This is a genomic window from Streptomyces sp. NPDC059008 (genome assembly GCF_042749045.1).
Taxonomy (GTDB): Bacteria; Actinomycetota; Actinomycetes; order Streptomycetales; family Streptomycetaceae; genus Streptomyces.
Window position 1 is genome coordinate 1 of record NZ_JBHYJC010000014.1, and the last position, 18,402, is coordinate 18,402.

At 72.2% G+C, this 18,402-nt stretch carries 13 protein-coding genes; 3 read left to right on the top strand and 10 right to left on the bottom strand.

The annotated features are described in order from the left end of the window. Nucleotides 1-381: 381 nt before the first annotated feature. The 5 genes from ilvC to ACFWZH_RS18655 all read right to left on the bottom strand — a co-directional run bounded on the left by ilvC (nucleotide 382) and on the right by ACFWZH_RS18655 (nucleotide 8,341). Nucleotides 382-1,380 carry a ketol-acid reductoisomerase gene (ilvC, locus tag ACFWZH_RS18635; RefSeq protein WP_384431747.1) on the bottom strand — a complete coding sequence of 333 codons (999 nt, stop codon included), beginning with the start codon at nucleotides 1,378-1,380 and terminating at the stop codon, nucleotides 382-384. A gap of 111 nt (nucleotides 1,381-1,491) precedes the next feature. Next, nucleotides 1,492-2,016 (bottom strand): acetolactate synthase small subunit, encoded by a 525-nt coding sequence (gene ilvN, locus ACFWZH_RS18640; protein WP_384431750.1) that lies wholly within the window; start codon nucleotides 2,014-2,016, stop codon nucleotides 1,492-1,494. Nucleotides 2,017-2,057: 41 nt separating this feature from the next. Beyond that, nucleotides 2,058-3,917 (bottom strand): acetolactate synthase large subunit, encoded by a 1,860-nt coding sequence (locus ACFWZH_RS18645; RefSeq protein ID WP_384431753.1) that lies wholly within the window; start codon nucleotides 3,915-3,917, stop codon nucleotides 2,058-2,060. Between the two features lie 207 nt (nucleotides 3,918-4,124). Then, nucleotides 4,125-7,073 carry a putative bifunctional diguanylate cyclase/phosphodiesterase gene (locus ACFWZH_RS18650; RefSeq protein ID WP_384431756.1) on the bottom strand — a complete coding sequence of 983 codons (2,949 nt, stop codon included), beginning with the start codon at nucleotides 7,071-7,073 and terminating at the stop codon, nucleotides 4,125-4,127. Between the two features lie 290 nt (nucleotides 7,074-7,363). Further along, nucleotides 7,364-8,341: a 2-hydroxyacid dehydrogenase gene (locus tag ACFWZH_RS18655; protein WP_384431759.1), complete on the bottom strand. Its 978-nt coding sequence runs from the start codon at nucleotides 8,339-8,341 to the stop codon at nucleotides 7,364-7,366. A gap of 88 nt (nucleotides 8,342-8,429) precedes the next feature. On the opposite strand from ACFWZH_RS18655, the gene ACFWZH_RS18660 reads away from it, so the two are divergent. The 3 genes from ACFWZH_RS18660 (at nucleotide 8,430) to ACFWZH_RS18670 (ending at nucleotide 11,075) form a co-directional block, all read left to right on the top strand. Beyond that, nucleotides 8,430-9,476, top strand: a complete 1,047-nt coding sequence (locus ACFWZH_RS18660) for an aldo/keto reductase (protein WP_384431761.1) — start codon at nucleotides 8,430-8,432, stop codon at nucleotides 9,474-9,476. A gap of 121 nt (nucleotides 9,477-9,597) precedes the next feature. After that, entirely contained in the window at nucleotides 9,598-10,785 is a 1,188-nt protein-coding gene (locus ACFWZH_RS18665) for a PQQ-dependent sugar dehydrogenase (RefSeq protein ID WP_384431764.1), read from the top strand. A 152-nt stretch (nucleotides 10,786-10,937) separates the two neighbouring features. Continuing rightward, a complete protein-coding gene (locus ACFWZH_RS18670) occupies nucleotides 10,938-11,075 on the top strand; it encodes a DUF6191 domain-containing protein (protein WP_384432146.1) in 138 nt (45 codons plus the stop codon). On the opposite strand, the gene ACFWZH_RS18675 is transcribed toward ACFWZH_RS18670, so the two are convergent. The 5 genes from ACFWZH_RS18675 to ACFWZH_RS18695 all read right to left on the bottom strand — a co-directional run bounded on the left by ACFWZH_RS18675 (nucleotide 11,014) and on the right by ACFWZH_RS18695 (nucleotide 18,128). Beyond that, on the bottom strand, nucleotides 11,014-11,508 hold the full coding sequence (locus tag ACFWZH_RS18675) for a hypothetical protein (RefSeq protein ID WP_384431767.1): 495 nt from the start codon (nucleotides 11,506-11,508) through the stop codon (nucleotides 11,014-11,016). The two genes, ACFWZH_RS18670 and ACFWZH_RS18675, sit on opposite strands and share 62 nt — an antisense overlap. Nucleotides 11,509-11,616: 108 nt before the next feature. Beyond that, nucleotides 11,617-14,721: an AAA family ATPase gene (locus ACFWZH_RS18680; protein ID WP_384432149.1), complete on the bottom strand. Its 3,105-nt coding sequence runs from the start codon at nucleotides 14,719-14,721 to the stop codon at nucleotides 11,617-11,619. Nucleotides 14,722-14,795: 74 nt separating this feature from the next. Beyond that, nucleotides 14,796-14,984, bottom strand: a complete 189-nt coding sequence (locus ACFWZH_RS18685; protein ID WP_384431770.1) for a hypothetical protein — start codon at nucleotides 14,982-14,984, stop codon at nucleotides 14,796-14,798. A 146-nt stretch (nucleotides 14,985-15,130) separates the two neighbouring features. Then, on the bottom strand, nucleotides 15,131-15,775 hold the full coding sequence (locus ACFWZH_RS18690) for a hypothetical protein (protein WP_384431773.1): 645 nt from the start codon (nucleotides 15,773-15,775) through the stop codon (nucleotides 15,131-15,133). A 112-nt stretch (nucleotides 15,776-15,887) separates the two neighbouring features. Then, entirely contained in the window at nucleotides 15,888-18,128 is a 2,241-nt protein-coding gene (locus ACFWZH_RS18695; protein WP_384431776.1) for an MMPL family transporter, read from the bottom strand. Nucleotides 18,129-18,402: the final 274 nt, after the last annotated feature.

Genomic DNA, 18,402 nt, shown 5'->3' on the forward strand with positions numbered 1-18,402 from the left:
TCGGCGCGGTCCGCGCCGTTGCAGTGCCGGATCTCGAAGTCCGGGCCGAGGGCGTCGACGGTGGCGGGCGACAGCTCTTCGGCGATCAGTACGACAGGTTTCGAGCTCACGTGGTCTTCAGTCCTCACTAGTCCTTCGCGGACGGCCGTCCCGACGGCCGAAGGCGGTGAAGGGGGAAAGCCGCGTGGAAGACGCACGACGTTGTGGGCCTGAACGCGCTTGTGATGGGCAGTGTAGTGGCGGTGGAGGGCGCGTCCTGCGCCGTTGCGGAAGGATCACCCGTGCGTGGTTCTACGCGGTGGACAAGGCACCTGGTCGGCGCCCGGCCGGACACATGGACGAGGGGCCGCGAGTTGCTTCGCGGCCCCCTGTCCGTCGGGCTTACGCCTCGTCGTCCACCCAGCTCATCAGCTTGCGCAGCTGCTTGCCGGTGGTCTCCAGGAGGTGGCCCTCGTCGGCCTTCTTGTACTCGTTGTACTTCGGCAGTCCGGCCTTGTACTCCGCCATCCAGTTGTTGGCGAAGGTGCCGTCCTGGATCTCGGCGAGGACCTTCTTCATCTCCGCCTTGGTGGCGTCGGTGACGACGCGCGGACCGGTGACGTAGTCGCCCCACTCGGCGGTCTCGGAGACCGACCAGCGCATCTTCTCCAGGCCGCCCTCGTACATCAGGTCCACGATCAGCTTCAGCTCGTGGAGGCACTCGAAGTACGCGATCTCCGGCTGGTAACCCGCCTCGACCAGCGTCTCGAAGCCGGCCTTGACCAGCGCCGAGGCACCACCGCAGAGCACCGCCTGCTCACCGAACAGGTCGGTCTCGGTCTCCTCGGTGAAGGTGGTCTTGATGACGCCGGCGCGGGTGCCGCCGATGCCCTTGGCGTAGGAGAGCGCCAGCTCGAAGGCCTTGCCGGACGCGTCCTGCTCGACGGCCGCGATGCACGGCACGCCGCGGCCCTCTTCGTACTGGCGGCGCACGAGGTGGCCCGGGCCCTTGGGGGCGACCATGCAGACGTCCACGCCGGCCGGGGCCTTGATGAAGCCGAAGCGGATGTTGAAGCCGTGGCCGAAGAACAGCGCGTCGCCGTCCTTGAGGTGGTCCTTGATGGACGCCTCGTAGACCTCGGCCTGGATCGGGTCCGGGACCAGGATCATGATGACGTCGGCCTCGGCCGCGGCCTCGGCCGGGGTCACCACGCGCAGGCCCTGCTCCTCGGCCTTGGCCTTGGACTTGGAGCCCTCGTGCAGACCGACGCGCACGTCGACGCCCGAGTCGCGCAGGGACAGCGCGTGGGCGTGGCCCTGGCTTCCGTAGCCGATCACCGCGACCTTGCGGTTCTGGATGATGGACAGGTCGGCGTCGTCGTCGTAGAACAGCTCGGCCACTTCGGGTATCTCCTTGGATCTAGCGGGGTGCCCACACAGTACGTCGGGCAGGGTCGGGAAGGTCGGTGGGTCTCGCCATGCGGTCCGAACGGGCCGCGGGCGGATCGGCCGTCAGGCCGAACGGTCCAGCGCGCGCAGCGAGCGGTCCGTGATGGAGCGGGCGCCACGGCCTATGGCGATCGTGCCGGACTGCACCAGTTCCTTGATGCCGAACGGCTCCAGCATCTTCAGCATCGCCTCCAGCTTCTCGCTGGACCCGGTGGCCTCGATGGTGACCGCCTCCGGGGAGACGTCCACGGTCTTGGCGCGGAAGAGCTGGACGATCTCGACGATCTGCGAGCGGGTCTCGTTGTCCGCGCGGACCTTGACCAGGACCAGTTCGCGCTGGATCGCGGCGGCCGGCTCCAGCTCGACGATCTTCAGGACGTTGACGAGCTTGTTGAGCTGCTTGGTGACCTGCTCCAGCGGCAGCGACTCGACGCTGACCACGATGGTGATGCGGGAGATGTCGGGGTGCTCGGTGACCCCGACCGCGAGCGAGTCGATGTTGAAGCCGCGGCGGGAGAACAGCGCGGCGATCCGGGCGAGGATGCCGGGGGTGTTCTCCACCAGGACGGAGAGCGTGTGCTTGGACATGGTCTTCTCTCTTCTTCCGTGCGTCCGTGTCGTCCTGGGCTCTAGTCGTCTTCGCTGTCGCCGAAGTCGGGACGCACGCCCCGGGCGGCCATGACCTCGTCGTTGGAGGTGCCGGCGGCGACCATCGGCCACACCTGGGCGTCCTCGTGGACGATGAAGTCCACCACGACCGGGCGGTCGTTGATGGCGTTGGCCTCCGCGATGACCTTGTCCAGCTCGTCCGGGGACTCACAGCGCATCGCCACACAGCCCATCGCCTCGGACAGCTTCACGAAGTCCGGGATGCGGGTACCGGCGCTCGGCTGCTTGCCGTCCGCCTCCGGGCCGCTGTGCAGCACGGTGTTGGAGTAGCGCTGGTTGTAGAACAGGGTCTGCCACTGGCGGACCATGCCCAGCGCGCCGTTGTTGATGATCGCGACCTTGATCGGGATGTTGTTCAGCGCGCAGGTGACCAGCTCCTGATTGGTCATCTGGAAGCAGCCGTCGCCGTCGATCGCCCAGACCGTACGGCCGGGCTGCCCCGCCTTGGCGCCCATGGCGGCGGGCACGGCGTAGCCCATCGTGCCGGCGCCACCGGAGTTGAGCCAGGTGGCGGGCTGCTCGTAGTCGATGAAGTGGGCGGCCCACATCTGGTGCTGGCCGACGCCCGCGGCGTAGATGGTGTCGGCGGGGGCGAGCTGGCCGATCCGCTGGATGACCTGCTGCGGGGACAGGCTGCCGTCGTCCGGCAGGTCGTAGCCCAGCGGGTAGGTCTCGCGCCAGCGGTTGAGGTCCTTCCACCAGGCGCTGTAGTCGCCCTTGTGGCCGGCGTCGTGCTCGGCCTGGACGGCGACGATCAGGTCGGCGATGACCTCGCGGGCGTCACCGACGATCGGCACGTCCGCGGCGCGGTTCTTGCCGATCTCCGCCGGGTCGATGTCCGCGTGCACGACCTTGGCGTACGGCGCGAAGGAGTCCAGCTTGCCGGTGACCCGGTCGTCGAAGCGGGCGCCGAGGGTGATCAGCAGGTCCGACTTCTGCAGCGCGGTGACCGCGGTGACCGCGCCGTGCATACCGGGCATGCCGACGTGCTGGGGGTGGCTGTCGGGGAACGCGCCCAGCGCCATCAGCGTGGTGGTGACCGGCGCCCCGGTCAGCTCGGCGAGCACCTTCAGCTCGGCGGTGGCGCCGGCCTTGAGCACCCCGCCGCCGACGTAGAGCACCGGGCGCTTGGACTCGGCGATCAGCCGGGCCGCCTCGCGGATCTGCTTGGCGTGCGGCTTGGTGACCGGGCGGTAGCCGGGCAGCTCGGTGTGCGGCGGCCAGACGAACGTGGTCTGCGCCTGGAGGGCGTCCTTGGCGATGTCGACCAGGACCGGGCCGGGGCGGCCGGTGGAGGCGATGTGGAACGCCTCGGCGATCGTCCGGGGGATCTCGGCGGGGTCGGTGACCAGGAAGTTGTGCTTGGTGATCGGCATCGTGATGCCGCAGATGTCCGCCTCCTGGAAGGCGTCCGTGCCGATCGCCTTGGAGGCGACCTGGCCGGTGATCGCGACCAGCGGGACGGAGTCCATGTGCGCGTCGGCGATCGGGGTGACGAGGTTGGTGGCACCGGGACCGGAGGTCGCCATGCACACCCCGACCTTGCCGGTGGCCTGGGCGTACCCCGTGGCGGCGTGCCCGGCGCCCTGCTCGTGGCGGACCAGGATGTGCCGGACCTTCGAGGAGTCCATCATCGGGTCGTACGCAGGCAGGATCGCACCGCCGGGAATGCCGAACACGGTGTCGGCCCCGACCTCCTCCAGCGAACGGATGAGGGATTGCGCGCCCGTGACGTGCTCGACGGTGGCGGGCTGCTGCGGTCCGCCGGAGTTACGGGCCCGCGGCTGCGGATGGTGGGCCCCGGAGGCCTGCTCGGTCATCTGCGTCTCTTCTCGAAGCTGAGGGTTTTGGCGGGATTTGTGAGGTTGCTATGCAACAAAAAACCCCTCGTGCCGTGAGGCAAGCGAGGGGAGCGCGTCGGTGCGGTCAGCTGGGTTTCATCGGGCCCAGCTTCAGCCGACGCGCTTTCCAAGTACGAGAATTCGGGTGCGCATGGCACTGACCCTCCCCCCGCCGTGCACCGAGTGTCAAGTGGGTGGGACGGAGGTCTCACTATTTGAGCGCAATGGCGGATGCACGAGCGAATCCGGGCCCGCCAGCCCGCCGCGCCGAACGGGCAGTCCGCTGCCGCTGAGCACCACCGCACGGCTCTGCCCGGCCAGGTCCGGAACGGGGAAGCCGGAGTGCGTCAGCGTGCGCCGCAGCCGGTGCTCGTCGAGCGGTCCGGAGAACGCCACGCCCATGCCGTGCGTGCAGCCCATGGAGCGCAGTGCCAGGACCTGCTCGGGCAGGTCGACGCCGTCGGCGACGGACTGCATGCCCAGGTCGCCGGCGATCCGCAGCAGACCGGCGGTGATCTTGTGCAGCCGGGAGGACTCGACCACGCCGTCGACCAGCCCGCGGTCCAGCCGCAGCACGTCGATCGGGAGCCGGCGCAGCGCGCTGATCGCGGCGTACCCGCTGCCGAAGCCGTCCAGGGCGATCCGCACGCCGATGCGGCGCAGCGCGACCAGCCGGCGCTCCAGATCGTCCAGCGGGAGCCGGGGATCACTTTCGGACAATTCCAGGACGAGCGCGCGCGAGGGCAGGCCGTGCCGGGTGAGCAGCGACTCGACGCCCTTGGGGGACAGTGAGCGGTCCAGCAGCCGCCGGGCCGAGAGCCGGACCGCGACCGGGATCTGATGGCCGGCGCGATGGCGCGCCGCGGCCTGCTCGACCGCCTCCTGCAGCTGCCAGCGGTCCAGCTCGGCGGCGCGATCGCCGTCCTCGGTGTAGCGGCCGCGGTCGCCGACCCGCAGGAATTCGGCCGGGGTGAACAGGATGCCCTGGGCGGAGCGCCAGCGGGCGTGGGCCGCGACCGCGGTGACCCGTCCGCTGGCCAGCTCGACCACCGGCTGGTGCAGCAGCGCGAATTCGCCGTCCTGGAGGGCCGTACGCAGCTTGGTGGCGAGTTCGGCGCGGTGCGCGACCTCGTCCTGCAGCTGCGGGGCGTACAGCTCCACCCGGCCCTTGCCGGCCTGCTTGGCGCGGTACATCGCCAGGTCGGCGTTGCGCAGCAGACCCGCGGGGGTGACGCCGGGCTCGGCGAAGGCGACGCCGATGCTGGCGGCGACCCGTACGTCCCGGCCGTCGATGCGGTACGGCTCGGAGAGCTTGATGCGCAGGCGGTCGGCGATCTCGTGGATCCGGAACTCACGGGCGGCGCGGTCGCGGGTGCCGTCGCCCGTGATCAGCGCGGCGAACTCGTCGCCGCCCAGCCGCGCCGCTATGTCCCCGGAGCGCACCGAGTCGCCGAGCCTGCGGGCGGCCTGCACCAGCAGCTCGTCGCCCGCCTGATGCCCGATGGTGTCGTTGACCTGCTTGAAGCCGTCGAGGTCGATGTAGAGCACGGCGGTGTCGTGGTCGCTGGCCCGGCGGCCGGTGACCGCCTTCGTGACGCGTTCGGTGAACAGCGCGCGGTTGGGCAGGTCGGTGAGCGCGTCGTGCGAGGCGTTGTGCTGGAGCTGGGCCTGCAGCCGGACCCGCTCCGTGACGTCGCGGGAGTTGAAGATCAGGCCGCCGTGATGGCGGTTGACCGTGGATTCGACGTTCAGCCAGCCTCCCCCACTCTCGACTGCGCTCGAGCGGGAGGTGCCCCCACGGCCCGAGCGCCGCTCGCCGGCGCGGAAGCGGCATTCGATCCGGGTGGTCGGCTCGTCCTCGGGGTCGGCGGCGAGGAACCTGCGGACCTCGTGGACGACCCGGCCCAGGTCCTCGGGGTGGATCAGCGACGCCAGTTCGGAGCCGACCAGCTCCTCGGCGTCCCGCCCGTAGACGCCGGCCGCGGCCGGGCTCACATAGCGCAGCACACCGGACGGGGCGGCGATCATGATGACGTCGCTGGAGCCCTGCACCAGGGAGCGGAAGTGGTTCTCCTTCTGGGCCAGCTCCTGGGTGAGGGTGATGTTGTCGAGCAGCATGATGCCCTGGCGGACGACCAGCGCGAGGACGACCGTGCAGCCGGTGAAGAGCACCACGCGGTCGATCCGCCGGCCGCCCAGGACGTTGGTGAGGATGCCCAGGGTGCACACCGCGGCGGCGAGGTACGGGGTGAGCGCGGCGAGCGAGCCGGCGATGGGGCGGCTGCCGTGCGGCTGCGGGCGGCGGGCGGGCTCGGCCTCCTCGGGCTCCTCCTCGCCCGCGCGGCGGGCCACCCAGGGCGCGTACGCGAGCAGTATCGAGCCGGCGAACCACCCGGCGTCCAGGATCTGGCCGGAGCGGTAGTGCTCACGCAGCAGCGGCGAGCTGAACAGGGCGTCGCACAGCACCGTCAACGCCAGCGCCGCGACGGCGGTGTTGATGGCGGAACGGTGTACGGACGAGCGCCGGAAGTGCAGCGCGAGCACCATGCTCACCAGCACGATGTCCAGCAGCGGATAGGCCAGCGACAGTGCGCTCTGCGCCACGCTGCGGCCCTGGAAGTGGGCGGTGTGCGCGAGCGCGAGGCTCCAGGAGAGCGTCAGCAGCGACCCGGCGATCAGCCAGGAGTCCAGCCCCAGGCAGACCCAGCCGGCCCTGGTGACCGGCCGTTTGGCGAGCACCAGCAGACCGACGATGGCCGGCGGCGCGAACAGCAGGAAGCAGAAGTCGGCCAGCGAGGGGCTGGGCACAGTGGTCCCCTCGATGACCTCGTACCATCCCCATACGCCGTTGCCGATGCCCGCCATCCCCGAGGAGGCGGCGAACAGCATCCAGGCCGGACGGAACCGGCTGCGGTGCCGGCGCGCGTACAGACCGCAGGAGACCGCCGCGACCAGAGCCGCGAAGCTGAGGCCGAAGTCGCCCATGAACATGGCGACTTGGCGTGAGCCCCAGCCGAAGGCGGCACCGACGGCGTAGCCGCCGCAGACCACGGCCAGGACGATCTGCGGCACCGCGCTCGCCGGACCGCCGGCCGGCGCGGACGACCGGGAGAGCATCGCCCCGGGGGCACTCACCGTGCTCTCCCGGTGTCCCGTGCGGGGCCTCGTCGCGGACGGTGCGCCCGGGGGCCTCGCCGCGTTCCCGCGGGCGCTCGTGGATCACGCATCTCGCGGATCGTCCATCGGCCGTACATCGCCCGTCGCCCCCCTCGCGTTCCGGATCTTTCCCATCGCGCCGCTTTCGTCCGGCGCCGTCCCCGATCGGGACGATACACCAGTTCCGTCACTCAGGGACATAGCACCTCTACGGAGCGTGACAGGGAGCGCGATTTGAATACCCCCTGCAGTCGTACGGCCTCGTAGCGCTACGCGCAACCGCTTTCACCGGCGGTGGCGACCACGTTGCGCAGGGGCTCGCCGGCCGCGAAAAGCGTCAACTGCTCGCGCAGCAGCCGCTTCGCGCGGGGCAGGAAGGCAGAGCTGGGGCCACCGACGTGTGGAGTGATGAGCACGCCGGGAGCGTGCCACAGCGGGTGTCCGGCGGGCAGGGGTTCCGGATCGGTGACGTCGAGCGCCGCACGAAGCCGCCCGGACTCCAGTTCGCCGAGCAGCGCCTGGGTGTCGACGATCGGGCCGCGCGCGATGTTCACCAGCAGTGCGCCGTCCTTCATCCGGGCCAGGAAATCGCCTCCGACCAGGCCACGGGTGCCGTCGGTGAGCGGAGCGGCGAGCACGACGACGTCCGCCGCGGGCAGGAGGGCGGACAGGTCGGAGAGTGGATGCACAGGGCCGCGCACAGTGTCACGCGCGGTGCGTGCGACGCGCACCACCCGCGCACATTCAAAAGGCGTGAGCCGGTCTTCGATGGCACTGCCGATCGAACCATAGCCCACAATGAGGATCGACTTGTCGGCGAGCGCGGGACGGAAGCCCGGCCGCCACTCCCCCGCGTCCTGACTCCGCACGAAGCCGGGGATGTCGCGCAGCGCCGCCAGGATCAGGGTGAGCGCCAGCTCCGCGGTGCTGGCGTCGTGCAGCCCGCGGGCGTTGCACAGTTGGGCACCGGGCGGCATCTGCGCCAGCCCGGGCAGCATGTGCTCGATCCCGGCGGTGAGGGTCTGCACGACCCGTACCCGGCTCATCCGCGACAGCGGGCGCAGGCTCGCCTCCGTGCCCTTCATGTAGGGGACGACGTAGCACGCGCACCGGGCCGGATCGGCCGGGAAGTCGGGGCCGGCGTCCCAGTGGAGGTAGCGGAATCCGGCGGGCAGGCCCTCGATCTCGCCGGGCGGGATCGGGAGCCAGACGTCGTTCGCTTCGGTGCGCTGCTCTGCGGTTGCCATGGCCAGAGGCTATGCGAAGAGATGTTCTGCTCAGACGTTAGTTTGGTCTGGCCCTTGATCGGGGGCGAGGGGACGGAGGCACAACCAGGTGGAGCGCAGGACTATCGGCGCGGCGGCCCTCGAAGTGGGTGCCATCGGGCTCGGCTGCATGCCGATGAGTTGGGGGTATACCGAGTCGCAGCGCAACAAGGAGGGGTCGCTGCGGGCCGTGCACACCGCGCTGGACCTGGGCTCCAGCCTGTTGGACACCGCCGATATGTACGGGCCGTTCACCAACGAACTGCTGGTGGGGCGGGTGCTCAAGGAGCGGCGTGCGGAGGCGTTCGTGTCGACCAAGTGCGGGCTGCTGGTCGGCGAGCAGCACATCGTCGCCAACGGGCGGCCCGGGTACGTCAAGCGGGCCTGCGACGCCTCGCTGCGCCGGCTGCAGACCGACCACATCGACCTCTACCAGCTGCACCGGGCCGACCCGGAGGTGCCCATCGAGGAGACCTGGGGGGCGATGGCGGAGCTGGTGGCGGCCGGGAAGGTGCGGTCGCTGGGGCTGTGCGCGGTGGGCGCGCGGGCGGTACGGCAGGCACGACCGCCGCTCACCGCCCGTACGCAGCGGCGGCCGGGACCTGCGGCTGTGCACCCCCGCTCCCGGATGCACGACGGCACGCTGGCCCAACTGGAGCGCATCCAGCAGGTGTTCCCGGTCAGCAGCGTGCAGGCCGAGCTGTCGGTGTGGTCCCCGGAGGCGCTGGAGGAGCTGCTGCCGTGGTGCGCGTCGCGGGGCATCGGCTTCCTGGCGGCGATGCCGCTGGGCAACGGCTTTCTGACCGGCACCCTCACCCCGGGGCAGGGCTTCGAACCGGCGGACATACGGGCCCGCCACCCCCGCTTCACCGCCGAGATGATGGCCTCGAACCAGCCGGTGGTGGCCGGGCTGCGGCGGGTCGGCGACCGGTACGGCGCGACGCCGGGGCAGGTGGCACTGGCCTGGGTGCTGGCCCAGGGCCGTCATGTCGTCCCGGTACCCGGCACGAAGAAGGAGCGGTGGGCCGCGCAGAACGCCGCGGCGGCGGATCTGGCGCTCACCCGCGAGGACCTGGCGGAGATCGCGGCGCTGCCGCCGGCGCTTCAGTCCTGGTAGCCGGGACGGTACCGGTGCCGGCCCGGCGGCTGGCGGCGGGGCCCGGACGGGCCGAGTGAGCGCGTTCGGCGGCCCGATGTGGTGTTCTTGTGCACGCCCCGCCGACGAGAGGACCACTTCCGTGCAACGCCGTTCCCAGACCGCCGTGTTGGCTGCCGCTTCGCTGCTCCTGGCAGCGGGCTGCTCGTCCGGTGGCGGCAAGCCCCAGGACGGCGGGCGTGCCACCACTCCGGCGAAGAGCCCCGGTGCCTCGGCGGGCGCCGGCTCGCCGGCCGCCACGCCGTCCTCGACCGCGCCGCCCGCCAAGGGCTCGGTGAAGGTGGCCGCCACGCTGACCACCGGTCTGACGTCCCCGTGGGGCGTGGCGGTGCTGCCGGGCGGGGACCTGCTGGTCGCCTCCCGCGACACCGGAAAGATCGTCCGGGTGGCCGCGGACGGCGGGAAGACCACCGAGCTGGGCTCGGTGCCGGGCGTGGACCCGGGGGGCGAGGGCGGGCTGCTGGGGATCGCGGTGTCCTCGACGTTCGGCACCGACCACCAGGTGTACGCGTACTTCACCACCGCCTCCGACAACCGCATCGCCCGGATGATCTACGACGAGAAGCGCCCCCAGGGCGATCAGCTCGGCGCTCCCGACACGATCCTGAGGGGGATTCCCAAGGGGCAGATCCACAACGGCGGGCGGATCGCGTTCGGCCCGGACAAGATGCTCTACGCCGGCACCGGCGAGACCGGCGACGGCCAACTGGCCCAGGACAAGAAGTCGCTCGGCGGCAAGATCCTGCGGATGACCCCGGACGGCGAGCCGGCCCACGGCAACCCGTCGGCCGACTCCGTCGTCTACGACTACGGCCACCGCAATGTGCAGGGCCTGGCCTGGGACGGCGACCGCCGGCTGTGGGCCTCGGAGTTCGGGCAGGACACCTGGGACGAGCTCAATCTGATCGAGCCGGGCAGGAACTACGGCTGGCCGGAGATCGAGGGCAAGGCCAAGGGCGGGCGGACCGGCGCCGGTTTCGTCGATCCGGTCGAGGTGTGGAAGACCGCGGACGCCTCGCCCAGCGGCATCGCCTACGCCAAGGGCTCGATCTGGATGGCCTCACTGCGCGGCGAACGGCTGTGGCGGATCGCGCTGAACGGGACGAAGCCGGTGGCGGCTCCGCAGGCCTTTCTGAAGGGCACCTACGGGCGGCTGCGGACCGTCGTGGCGACCGGCGACGGCGGGTTGTGGCTGGTCACCAGCAACACGGACGGCCGGGGCACCCCGCACAAGGGCGATGACCGGATTCTCCGGCTCAAGGTGAGCTGACCACTTCTGCCCCCTCTTTCGCCTCTGCTGCCTACACTCGGGGCCAGGGGACGGGTGCGCGTCACGCCGAAGAGGGGGCAGGCACCATGTTCAACATCGCCGAGGAACTGTTCGCACCGGGCCGTCAGCACACCGAGGAGGAGCGGCAGAAGATGTCGCTCGTCGTCGATGACGTGGGCGACGGCGATCCCGGGACGGGCCCGATAGACCTCTCCTCCGGAGTCGTCGTCATCCGGGCGGGACGGGGCACTGCCCCGCAGGACGCCCGAGACGCGTGCCCTCAGGCCTGATCCGCGCGGCCGCGAGGTGCCCGCTGCGGGCCGCGGTGACCCCACCGACCACCGGCATGGCGAGCAGCGCCAACAGGATCGGCCCGTAGCCGCCCTTGCTGGACACCGCCATCACCACCACCTCGCCGAAGGCCAGCGCCGTGGCGAGCACGCAACAGACCAGTGCCCGCAACGGCCCGGAGGCGACCAGTCGGAGCGGGGCGTAGGCCAGCACCAGGCCGACGACCGCGCCGATCGACGCGCCGACGGCCAGCGACCCCAGCACCGCGACCGCGGCCGACGCCGGCTCCTCCAGCGTGCTGCCGGTCGGGCCGTTGAGACACCTCGTCACCATGACGAGCACCCACAGCAGGGCGCCGGCCCCCGCCGGGATCGCCCCGGCCCGCAGACCGAACGCCAGCCCCCGCCGCAGCACGGCGCGCGACGTGACCATCTCGCCCCCGCCTCCCGAACGCGCCGCCGACCACCGGCATCCGCGTCCGCAGTATCCCAGCAGCTCACCGCCCGGCTGCGGCGGGCCTGGCGCGGTGTACCGCCCGGGTCAGGAGGCCGCCGGTTCGCCGAACAGGCGCAGCCGGTGGGCCACCGCGCCCGCCTCGCCGCGGCCGGAGACACCGAGCTTGGCGAGGATGTTGGAGACGTGGACGCTGGCGGTCTTCGGGGAGATGAACAGCGTGTCGGCTATCTGGCGGTTGCTGCGGCCCTCGGCGACCAGGCGGAGCACGTCCCGTTCGCGCGGCGTCAGACCGAGCGCCGCGGCGGGGGCGGGGTCGGCGGGGGAACCGTCCCCGGTGGCGCGGCGGGTGGCACCGGCGGTCGTGGCGGCCGCGGGCTGCGGTATCGGCCCGGTCAGTGGGATCCGGGCCCGCTGGGCGAGGAGGGTGAGTTCTTCGGCGAGCGGGCGGGCGCCCATGACCGTGGCGGCGGTGTGCGCCTGGGTGAGCAGGAGTGCGGCGGCCTCGCGCGGGGTGCGGCCGTCGAGCCCTGCGGTGGCCCGTTCGCCGCCGTGCAGCAGGGATTCGGCCCAGCGGTAGCAGGCCCGGGCGAGTTCGTGCGGGCGCTCCAGGGGCTTGAAGGCGGCGACCACCTCGGCCCAGGCGTCGGGGGTCTCGCGGCCCTCGGCGCGGAGGAGTTCGGCGTCGACGGCGAGGGCGTGCGCCTCCCAGACGGGGGCGAGCCGGGGCAGCTTCTTAGCGGTGTCCCGCACACGGGCCAGCACCGCGGCCCGGCCGGGCTCGGCGGCGGGCAGTCCGCGGGCGTCCGCCTCGGCGGCGACGGCCGACCACAGCAGCGGCCAGGCGTAGCGCTGGGTACCGGGCGGACAGCCGGCGTCCAGGGCCTGTACGAGGACGGCTCGGGCGTCGAGGATCCGGCTCTGGTGCACGGCGATGCGCAGGGCGTGCCGCGCGAGCGGCAGGGCGTGCTGCGGCTGGGGGTCGTGGGTGCCGTAGTGCTCACGGGCGACGACCAGTTCGCGCTCGGCGGCGGCGAAGTCGCCCTGGTCCAGGGCGAGGTCGGTGAGGCGGTTCGCCGCGAGGGCGAGCGAGCGGGCGCTCTGGGCGAGCCGGCGGCAGTCGGCGGCGGCCCGGCTCGCCTCCTCCCAGCGGCCCAGCGACTGGAGCGATTCGGCGCGGTTGGCCATCACCCAGCAGGTCTTGTCCTTGAGGCCGTAGCGGGTGGTGAGTTCGATGCCCTGCTCGGTGACCTCGGCGGCCTCCCGGGAGCGGCCCACGCCCTCCAGGAAGGACGGGAGGTTGACATGGCCGCGCCCGATGGCGGAGAAGTAGCCGCGCTCGACGGCGCGGTCGACCGCCCCGCGGAGATCGGCCAGGCCCTCGTCGACCGCGCCGGAGTCGATCCGAAGCCCCGCCAGCGTCAGCCGGGAGTTCAGCTCGGCCTCCTCGTCGCCCACCAACTGGGCCAGCTCCACCGCGCGTTCGGACGTGGCGAAGGTCTCCGGGCCCGGCTCGTGCAGCACCGCCCAGCTGGCGACGGAGGCGAGCACCTCGGCGTGGACGGAGGACGGCGGCAGACCGCGCACCAGCTCCTGCGCCCTGCCCAGGTCCTCCCAGCCGTTGCCGCGGCCGGTGCCCTGGCAGAGCCGGGAGCGCTGGACCAGGAACCAGGCCGTGCGCAGGGGGTCGTTCTCCTCGCGCAGGGACCGCAGGGCGCGCTTGGTGATCGTGAAGGCCCGCTCGCCGTCGCCGGACAGCCGGGCGGCCACCGCGATCTCGGCGAGCAGATCGAGGAAGCGCAGCGCCTCGTCGTCACAGCCGCGGGCCGGATAGGCCTCGGTGTAGTCCACGGGGCGGACCCCTTGGCGTACCTCCGGGGGCGCGTCGTCCCACAGCTCCAGGGCGCGGTCCAGCAGCCGCAGCTGCTCGGCGTAGGCATGGCGGCGGCGGGCCTGGACGGAGGCGGCGAGGACGGCGGGCAGCGCCTTGGCGGCGTCATGGGCCTTGTACCAGTAGCTGGCCAGCCGGGCGGCGCAGGCGTCGGCGCGCACCAGGGAGGGGGCGGCCTCCAGGGCCTCGGCGTAGCGGCGGTTGAGGCGGGTGCGCTCGCCGGGCAGCAGGTCGTCGACGACGGCCTCGCGCACGAGGGCGTGCCGGAAGCGGTAGCCCGTACCGTCCTCGGTGGGCACGAGGGTGTTGCTGCCGACGGCGGACCGCAGCGCCTCGATGAGGTCGTCCTCGGGCATCCGGCAGACGGCGGAGAGGAGTTCGTGTTCGATCGTGGAGCCGCCCTCCGAGGCGATCCGCACCACCCGCTGGGCGTCCTCGGGGAGCGCCTCGACCCGCACCAGCAGCAGATCGCGCAACGGGTCGCTCAGCCCGTGCAGACAGCCCTCGGCGAGGCTGCGGGCCAGCTCCTCGACGAAGAAGGCGTTGCCCTCTGAGCGCTTGAAGACCCGGTCGACGGTGGCCTCTTCGGGATCGCTGCCGTTGATCCCGGCTATCTGGGAGCGGACCTCGTCCCTGTTGAAGCGGGCCAGCTCGACCCGCCGGACCGTCCGCATGCGGTCGATCTCGGCGAGGAAGGGGCGCAGCGGATGGCGTCGGTGGATGTCGTCGGAACGGTACGTCGCCACGAGCAGGATGCCGGCGTCGTGCAGGGCCCTCAGGAGGTAGGCGAACAGCTCGCGGGTGGAGCGGTCGGCCCAGTGGAGGTCCTCGATGACGACGACGAGGGTGCGGTCGGAGGCGAGCCGCTCCAGGAGCCGGGCGGTCAGCTCGAAGAGGCGGGCGCGGCCGATCTCCTCGTCGTGCGCCTCGCCCGGCGTCTCCCCCAATTCGGGCAGGATGCGGGCCAGTTCGCCCTCCTGGCCGGCGACGGCGGCGGCGAGCTCGTCCCGCAGATGCCAGTTGAGGGTGTGCAGGATCGCGGAGAACGGTGCGAAGGGCAGGCCCTCGGAGCCGATCTCGATGCAGCCGCCGAGCGCGACCAGCGCGCCCCGGGCGCGCGCGGCCTCGCTGAACTCCTCGATGAGGCGGGTCTTGCCGACCCCGGCCTCGCCCCCGATCAGCAGGGCCTGCGGCTCGCCGGAGGCCGCGATACGGGCGAGCGCGTCGCCCAGCGCGGCGAGTTCGGCCGCGCGGCCGACGAACACGGGACTGACGGACCTGTTCTGCACGCTGCCGAGCATCGCACAGGGGTCCGACATTGCGGCAGGGGGCTTCGGCACGCGGGGTTTCCCGATCCTCAGGACCTGGAGGAGGGTCAGGCGGCGGCGCGGCGTACGCGCCACCGCCGGCCCCGCCTGGTGCTCACCCGCCCTTCGGGTTCGTTCTCCCCGGAGCGGGCGGCGGCGCGCAGGGCGTCGGTCGCCTCGCGGACCAGGCGCTGCCGGTCGGCCTCGCGGCGCAGCTCTTCGTAACGGACCCGCATGTCCAGCTCGGAGGTGTACACGGTGACTCCCTTGACGGCGTGGGCTTGTTGATGTGCTCAAGCCTCGTCGCCAAGGGGGGTAGGCCGCATCGGGAGGGTTCCCGATCTTTCCCCGCGGGCGGTGCTTAGATACCCGACCGCGCGTGCCTCAGGCGCCGTTAGCCGCCTTAGGCGCCCGGTCCGGGGCCCTTAGGGATGCTGGGCAGACTCCCGAACAGGTCGAGGTACATACCGGCGGAGATCAGGATCCCCAGCACGGCGAGCGCCAGTCCGGCCCAGGCCACGGCGCGCACCCAGGGTGCGCGGGGGCGGGTCAGCACCACCGCGGCCACGATCGCGGCGAGCACCGCGAAGACGCCGTTGACCAGGGCGGTGGTGTGCCACGGAGTGCCGTACACGGTGGCGATCTGGTCGGTGGCCTTGCCCGTCTGGAGCTTGATCTGGCCCAGCAGGGCCTGCCGCTCGGCCATCAGCGTGCCGAGCCAGGTGCCGGTGACGGACGCCAGGCCGAGCCCGGCGGCCACGACGGCACCGGCACCGGCGGCGACCCCGGTGGCGGGCGGTGCGGAGGCGGTGTTCTCGCCGTCCTCGCCGAGGCCGTTCTCGCCGAGGCCGTCCTCGCCGAGGCCGTTCTCGCCGTTGTCGTCATCCTGGCCGGCCGCTGCGACCGCCTCCTCGGCGGCGTCGGTGTCCTCGGCGCCCCCGGTCTCCGCGCCCTCCGGGCCCGCCGCCTTCTCCTCCTCCGCGGCGGCGGCCTGCGCCGGCACGGTCTCGTCGTCGGTTCGCTTCTCGGTCGTCCTGGTCGTTCCCATGGGCGCGACCGTAGGTGCCGCGTCTGAGAGGGAGATGAGAGCGCGGGGAGAGCGGGGCTTCGGTGGCCGGCAGCAGGTGCCGAGAAACCGGACGGCAGCCCTGCGGCAGGTCCTACACGCCCACCAGCGGACGTTCGCCGCCCGGCTCCGGCGCGGCCTCGTCCGGCTCCGGCGGCGGCTCGATGCTGATCCGGGGCAGCAGACGGCCGAGCCAGGACGGCAGCCACCAGTTGGCGCCGCCCAGCATGTGCATCAGCGCCGGGACCAGCAGCGTACGGAGGACGAAGGCGTCCAGCGCGACGGCGGAGGCCAGGCCGATGCCGAACATCGCGATGGTCCGGTCGCCGCTGAGGACGAAGGCCCCGAACACCGCGATCATGATGACCGCCGCCGAGTTGATCACCCGGCTGGTCTCGGCGAGGCCGACCCGTACCGCCCGGCGGTTGTCGCGCGTGAGCTGCCACTCCTCGTACATCCGCGACACCAGGAACACCTGGTAGTCCATGGACAGCCCGAACAGCACCGACACCATGATCACCGGCAGGAACGGCTCGATCGGCCCGGCGCTGCCCAGCCCCAGCAGCTCGCTGCCCCACCCCCACTGGAAGACCGCGACGACGATGCCGAAGGACGAGGCGACGGCCGCGACGTTCATCAGCGCGGCCTTCAGGGGTATGCCGATGCTGCGGAAGGCGAGCAGCAGCAGGAGCGAGCCGAGCGCCACGACCACGCCGATGAACAGCGGCAGCTTGCCGACGATGACGGACGCGAAGTCGTCATAGCTCGCGGTGATGCCGCCGACCCGCACCCGCATCGTGGTCCCCTCGGCGGCCTCGGGAAGCACGTCCGTCCGCAGCCGCTCCACCAGGTCGGAGGTCTGCCGGGACTGCGGTGAGCTGTCCGGTACGACGGTGATCAGCCCGGTGCTCCGGCTCCCGTCGAGCTGCGGGCGGCTGACCTCGGCGACGCCGGGCGTGGTGCGCAGCTGACGCGGCAGCTTGCCGAAGGCGATCCGGTCCTCGGGGCCGTCGAGTGCGCCGACGAGGGTGAGCGGCCCGTTGAACCCGGGCCCGAAGCCGCTGCCGTGGCCGTCGCCCGGCCCGCCTCGCGCCAGCAGGTCGTACGCCTTGCGGGTCGTGGACGTGGCCGGGTTGTTGCCCTGGTCGGAGGTGCCCAGGTGGAGCCCGAAGGCGGGCAGTGCGAGGGCGAGCATCACGGCGGCCGCGGTCACGCCCAGCAGCTTGGGGTGCCGCTCGACGAAGCCGGCCCAGCGGGCGGCGATACCGGCGCGCCGCTCGGGCCGCGGCCCCTCCTCGGCCAGCCGCCGCCGCTCCCGCCGGCCGAGCACCCGCATCCCGATCAGTCCGAGCAGCGCCGGGAGCAGCGTCACGGACGCGGCCACGGTCAGGACGACGGTGAGCGAGGCGGCCAGCGCGACGCCGTTGAGGAAGTTCAGCCGCAGCATCAGCATGCCGAGCAGCGCGATGCACACCGTGGCCCCGGCGAAGACGACGGCGCGCCCGGATACGCAGACGGCGCGCTCGGCGGCTTGCTGGACCGACATCCCCGCCCGTAGGCCCTTGCGGTGCCGGGTGACGATGAACAGTGCGTAGTCGATGCCGACGCCGAGGCCGATCAGGCTGCCGAGCATCGGGGCGAAGTCGGCGACGGTCATGGTGTGGCTGAGCAACGTGGTGCCGGCCGAGGCGGTGCCGACGGCGGCCACCGCGGTGACGATCGGCAGGAACGTCGCGGCGAGCGAGCCGAAGGCGAGGAAGAGCACCACGGCCGCGGCGCCGATCCCGATGATCTCCGGGAGCTGGGCCCGCGGCGCCTCGGTGAGCGCGATGCCGGCGCCGCCCAGCTCGACCTGGAGGCCGTCGCCGGCCGCTCCCTGCGCGGTGTCGACGACCCGCTGGACCTCGGCCGCCTCCAGTTCGTCGGCGGGCCGGTCGAAGACGAGCCAGGCGTAGGCGGTGTGCCCGTCCTCGCTGATCTGCCGCGCGCCGTGGGCGCCGTCGCCGCGGCCGCCGTAGGGGCCCCGCACCTCGGAGACACCGGGCAGCTCGGCGACCTTCTCCAGGGTCTGCCGCATGGTCTTCTCGACCGCGCCGGAGCGCACCGTTCCGCGGTCGGTGTGCCACACGAGGGTGTCGCTGTCCCCGGCCCGGTCCGGGAACGCCTTCGCCATCAGGGCGCCGGCCCGCCCGGATTCGGTCCCGGGGACCTCGTAGTCGTTCGAGTAGGCGGACCCGGTGACGCCCGCGGCGACGGCGACACCCGCGAAGGCGGCGAGCCAGAGAACGATCACCACGATGCGGCGCCTGAGACACCACCGAGCAAGAGCGGTCACGGACCTCGACTGCTTCCCGGGTTGTGCGTCGATAACTCCCGGGTGCGGGTGGTGCCGAGCGCGGATGTACGGGGACGGGCGGATGCGCCGCCAACCGGTCGGGCGAGCGGCGGCCCCTGACAGAGCAGAGTGACACCCCGAAGAGATCCTTTGCGCTCTTTGTGGAATTCCCCACAAAGAGCCGGGATGCGGGGACTCGTCCCGCGCCGCTCCCGCGCCGTGCGCGCCCCGTCCCGTCCGCCCCCTTGACCGGCACATTGGTCTGAACCATTCT

Excerpts from the sequence above, each read along its gene's own strand:
- ilvN (WP_384431750.1), bottom strand. The coding sequence starts at position 2,016 with ATGTCCAAGCACACGCTCTCCGTCCTGGTGGAGAACACCCCCGGCATC.
- ACFWZH_RS18645 (WP_384431753.1), bottom strand. The coding sequence starts at position 3,917 with ATGACCGAGCAGGCCTCCGGGGCCCACCATCCGCAGCCGCGGGCCCGT.
- ACFWZH_RS18655 (WP_384431759.1), bottom strand. The coding sequence starts at position 8,341 with ATGGCAACCGCAGAGCAGCGCACCGAAGCGAACGACGTCTGGCTCCCG.
- ACFWZH_RS18670 (WP_384432146.1), top strand. The coding sequence starts at position 10,938 with ATGTCGCTCGTCGTCGATGACGTGGGCGACGGCGATCCCGGGACGGGC.
- ACFWZH_RS18675 (WP_384431767.1), bottom strand. The coding sequence starts at position 11,508 with ATGGTCACGTCGCGCGCCGTGCTGCGGCGGGGGCTGGCGTTCGGTCTG.
- ACFWZH_RS18680 (WP_384432149.1), bottom strand. The coding sequence starts at position 14,721 with ATGCTCGGCAGCGTGCAGAACAGGTCCGTCAGTCCCGTGTTCGTCGGC.
- ACFWZH_RS18690 (WP_384431773.1), bottom strand. The coding sequence starts at position 15,775 with ATGGGAACGACCAGGACGACCGAGAAGCGAACCGACGACGAGACCGTG.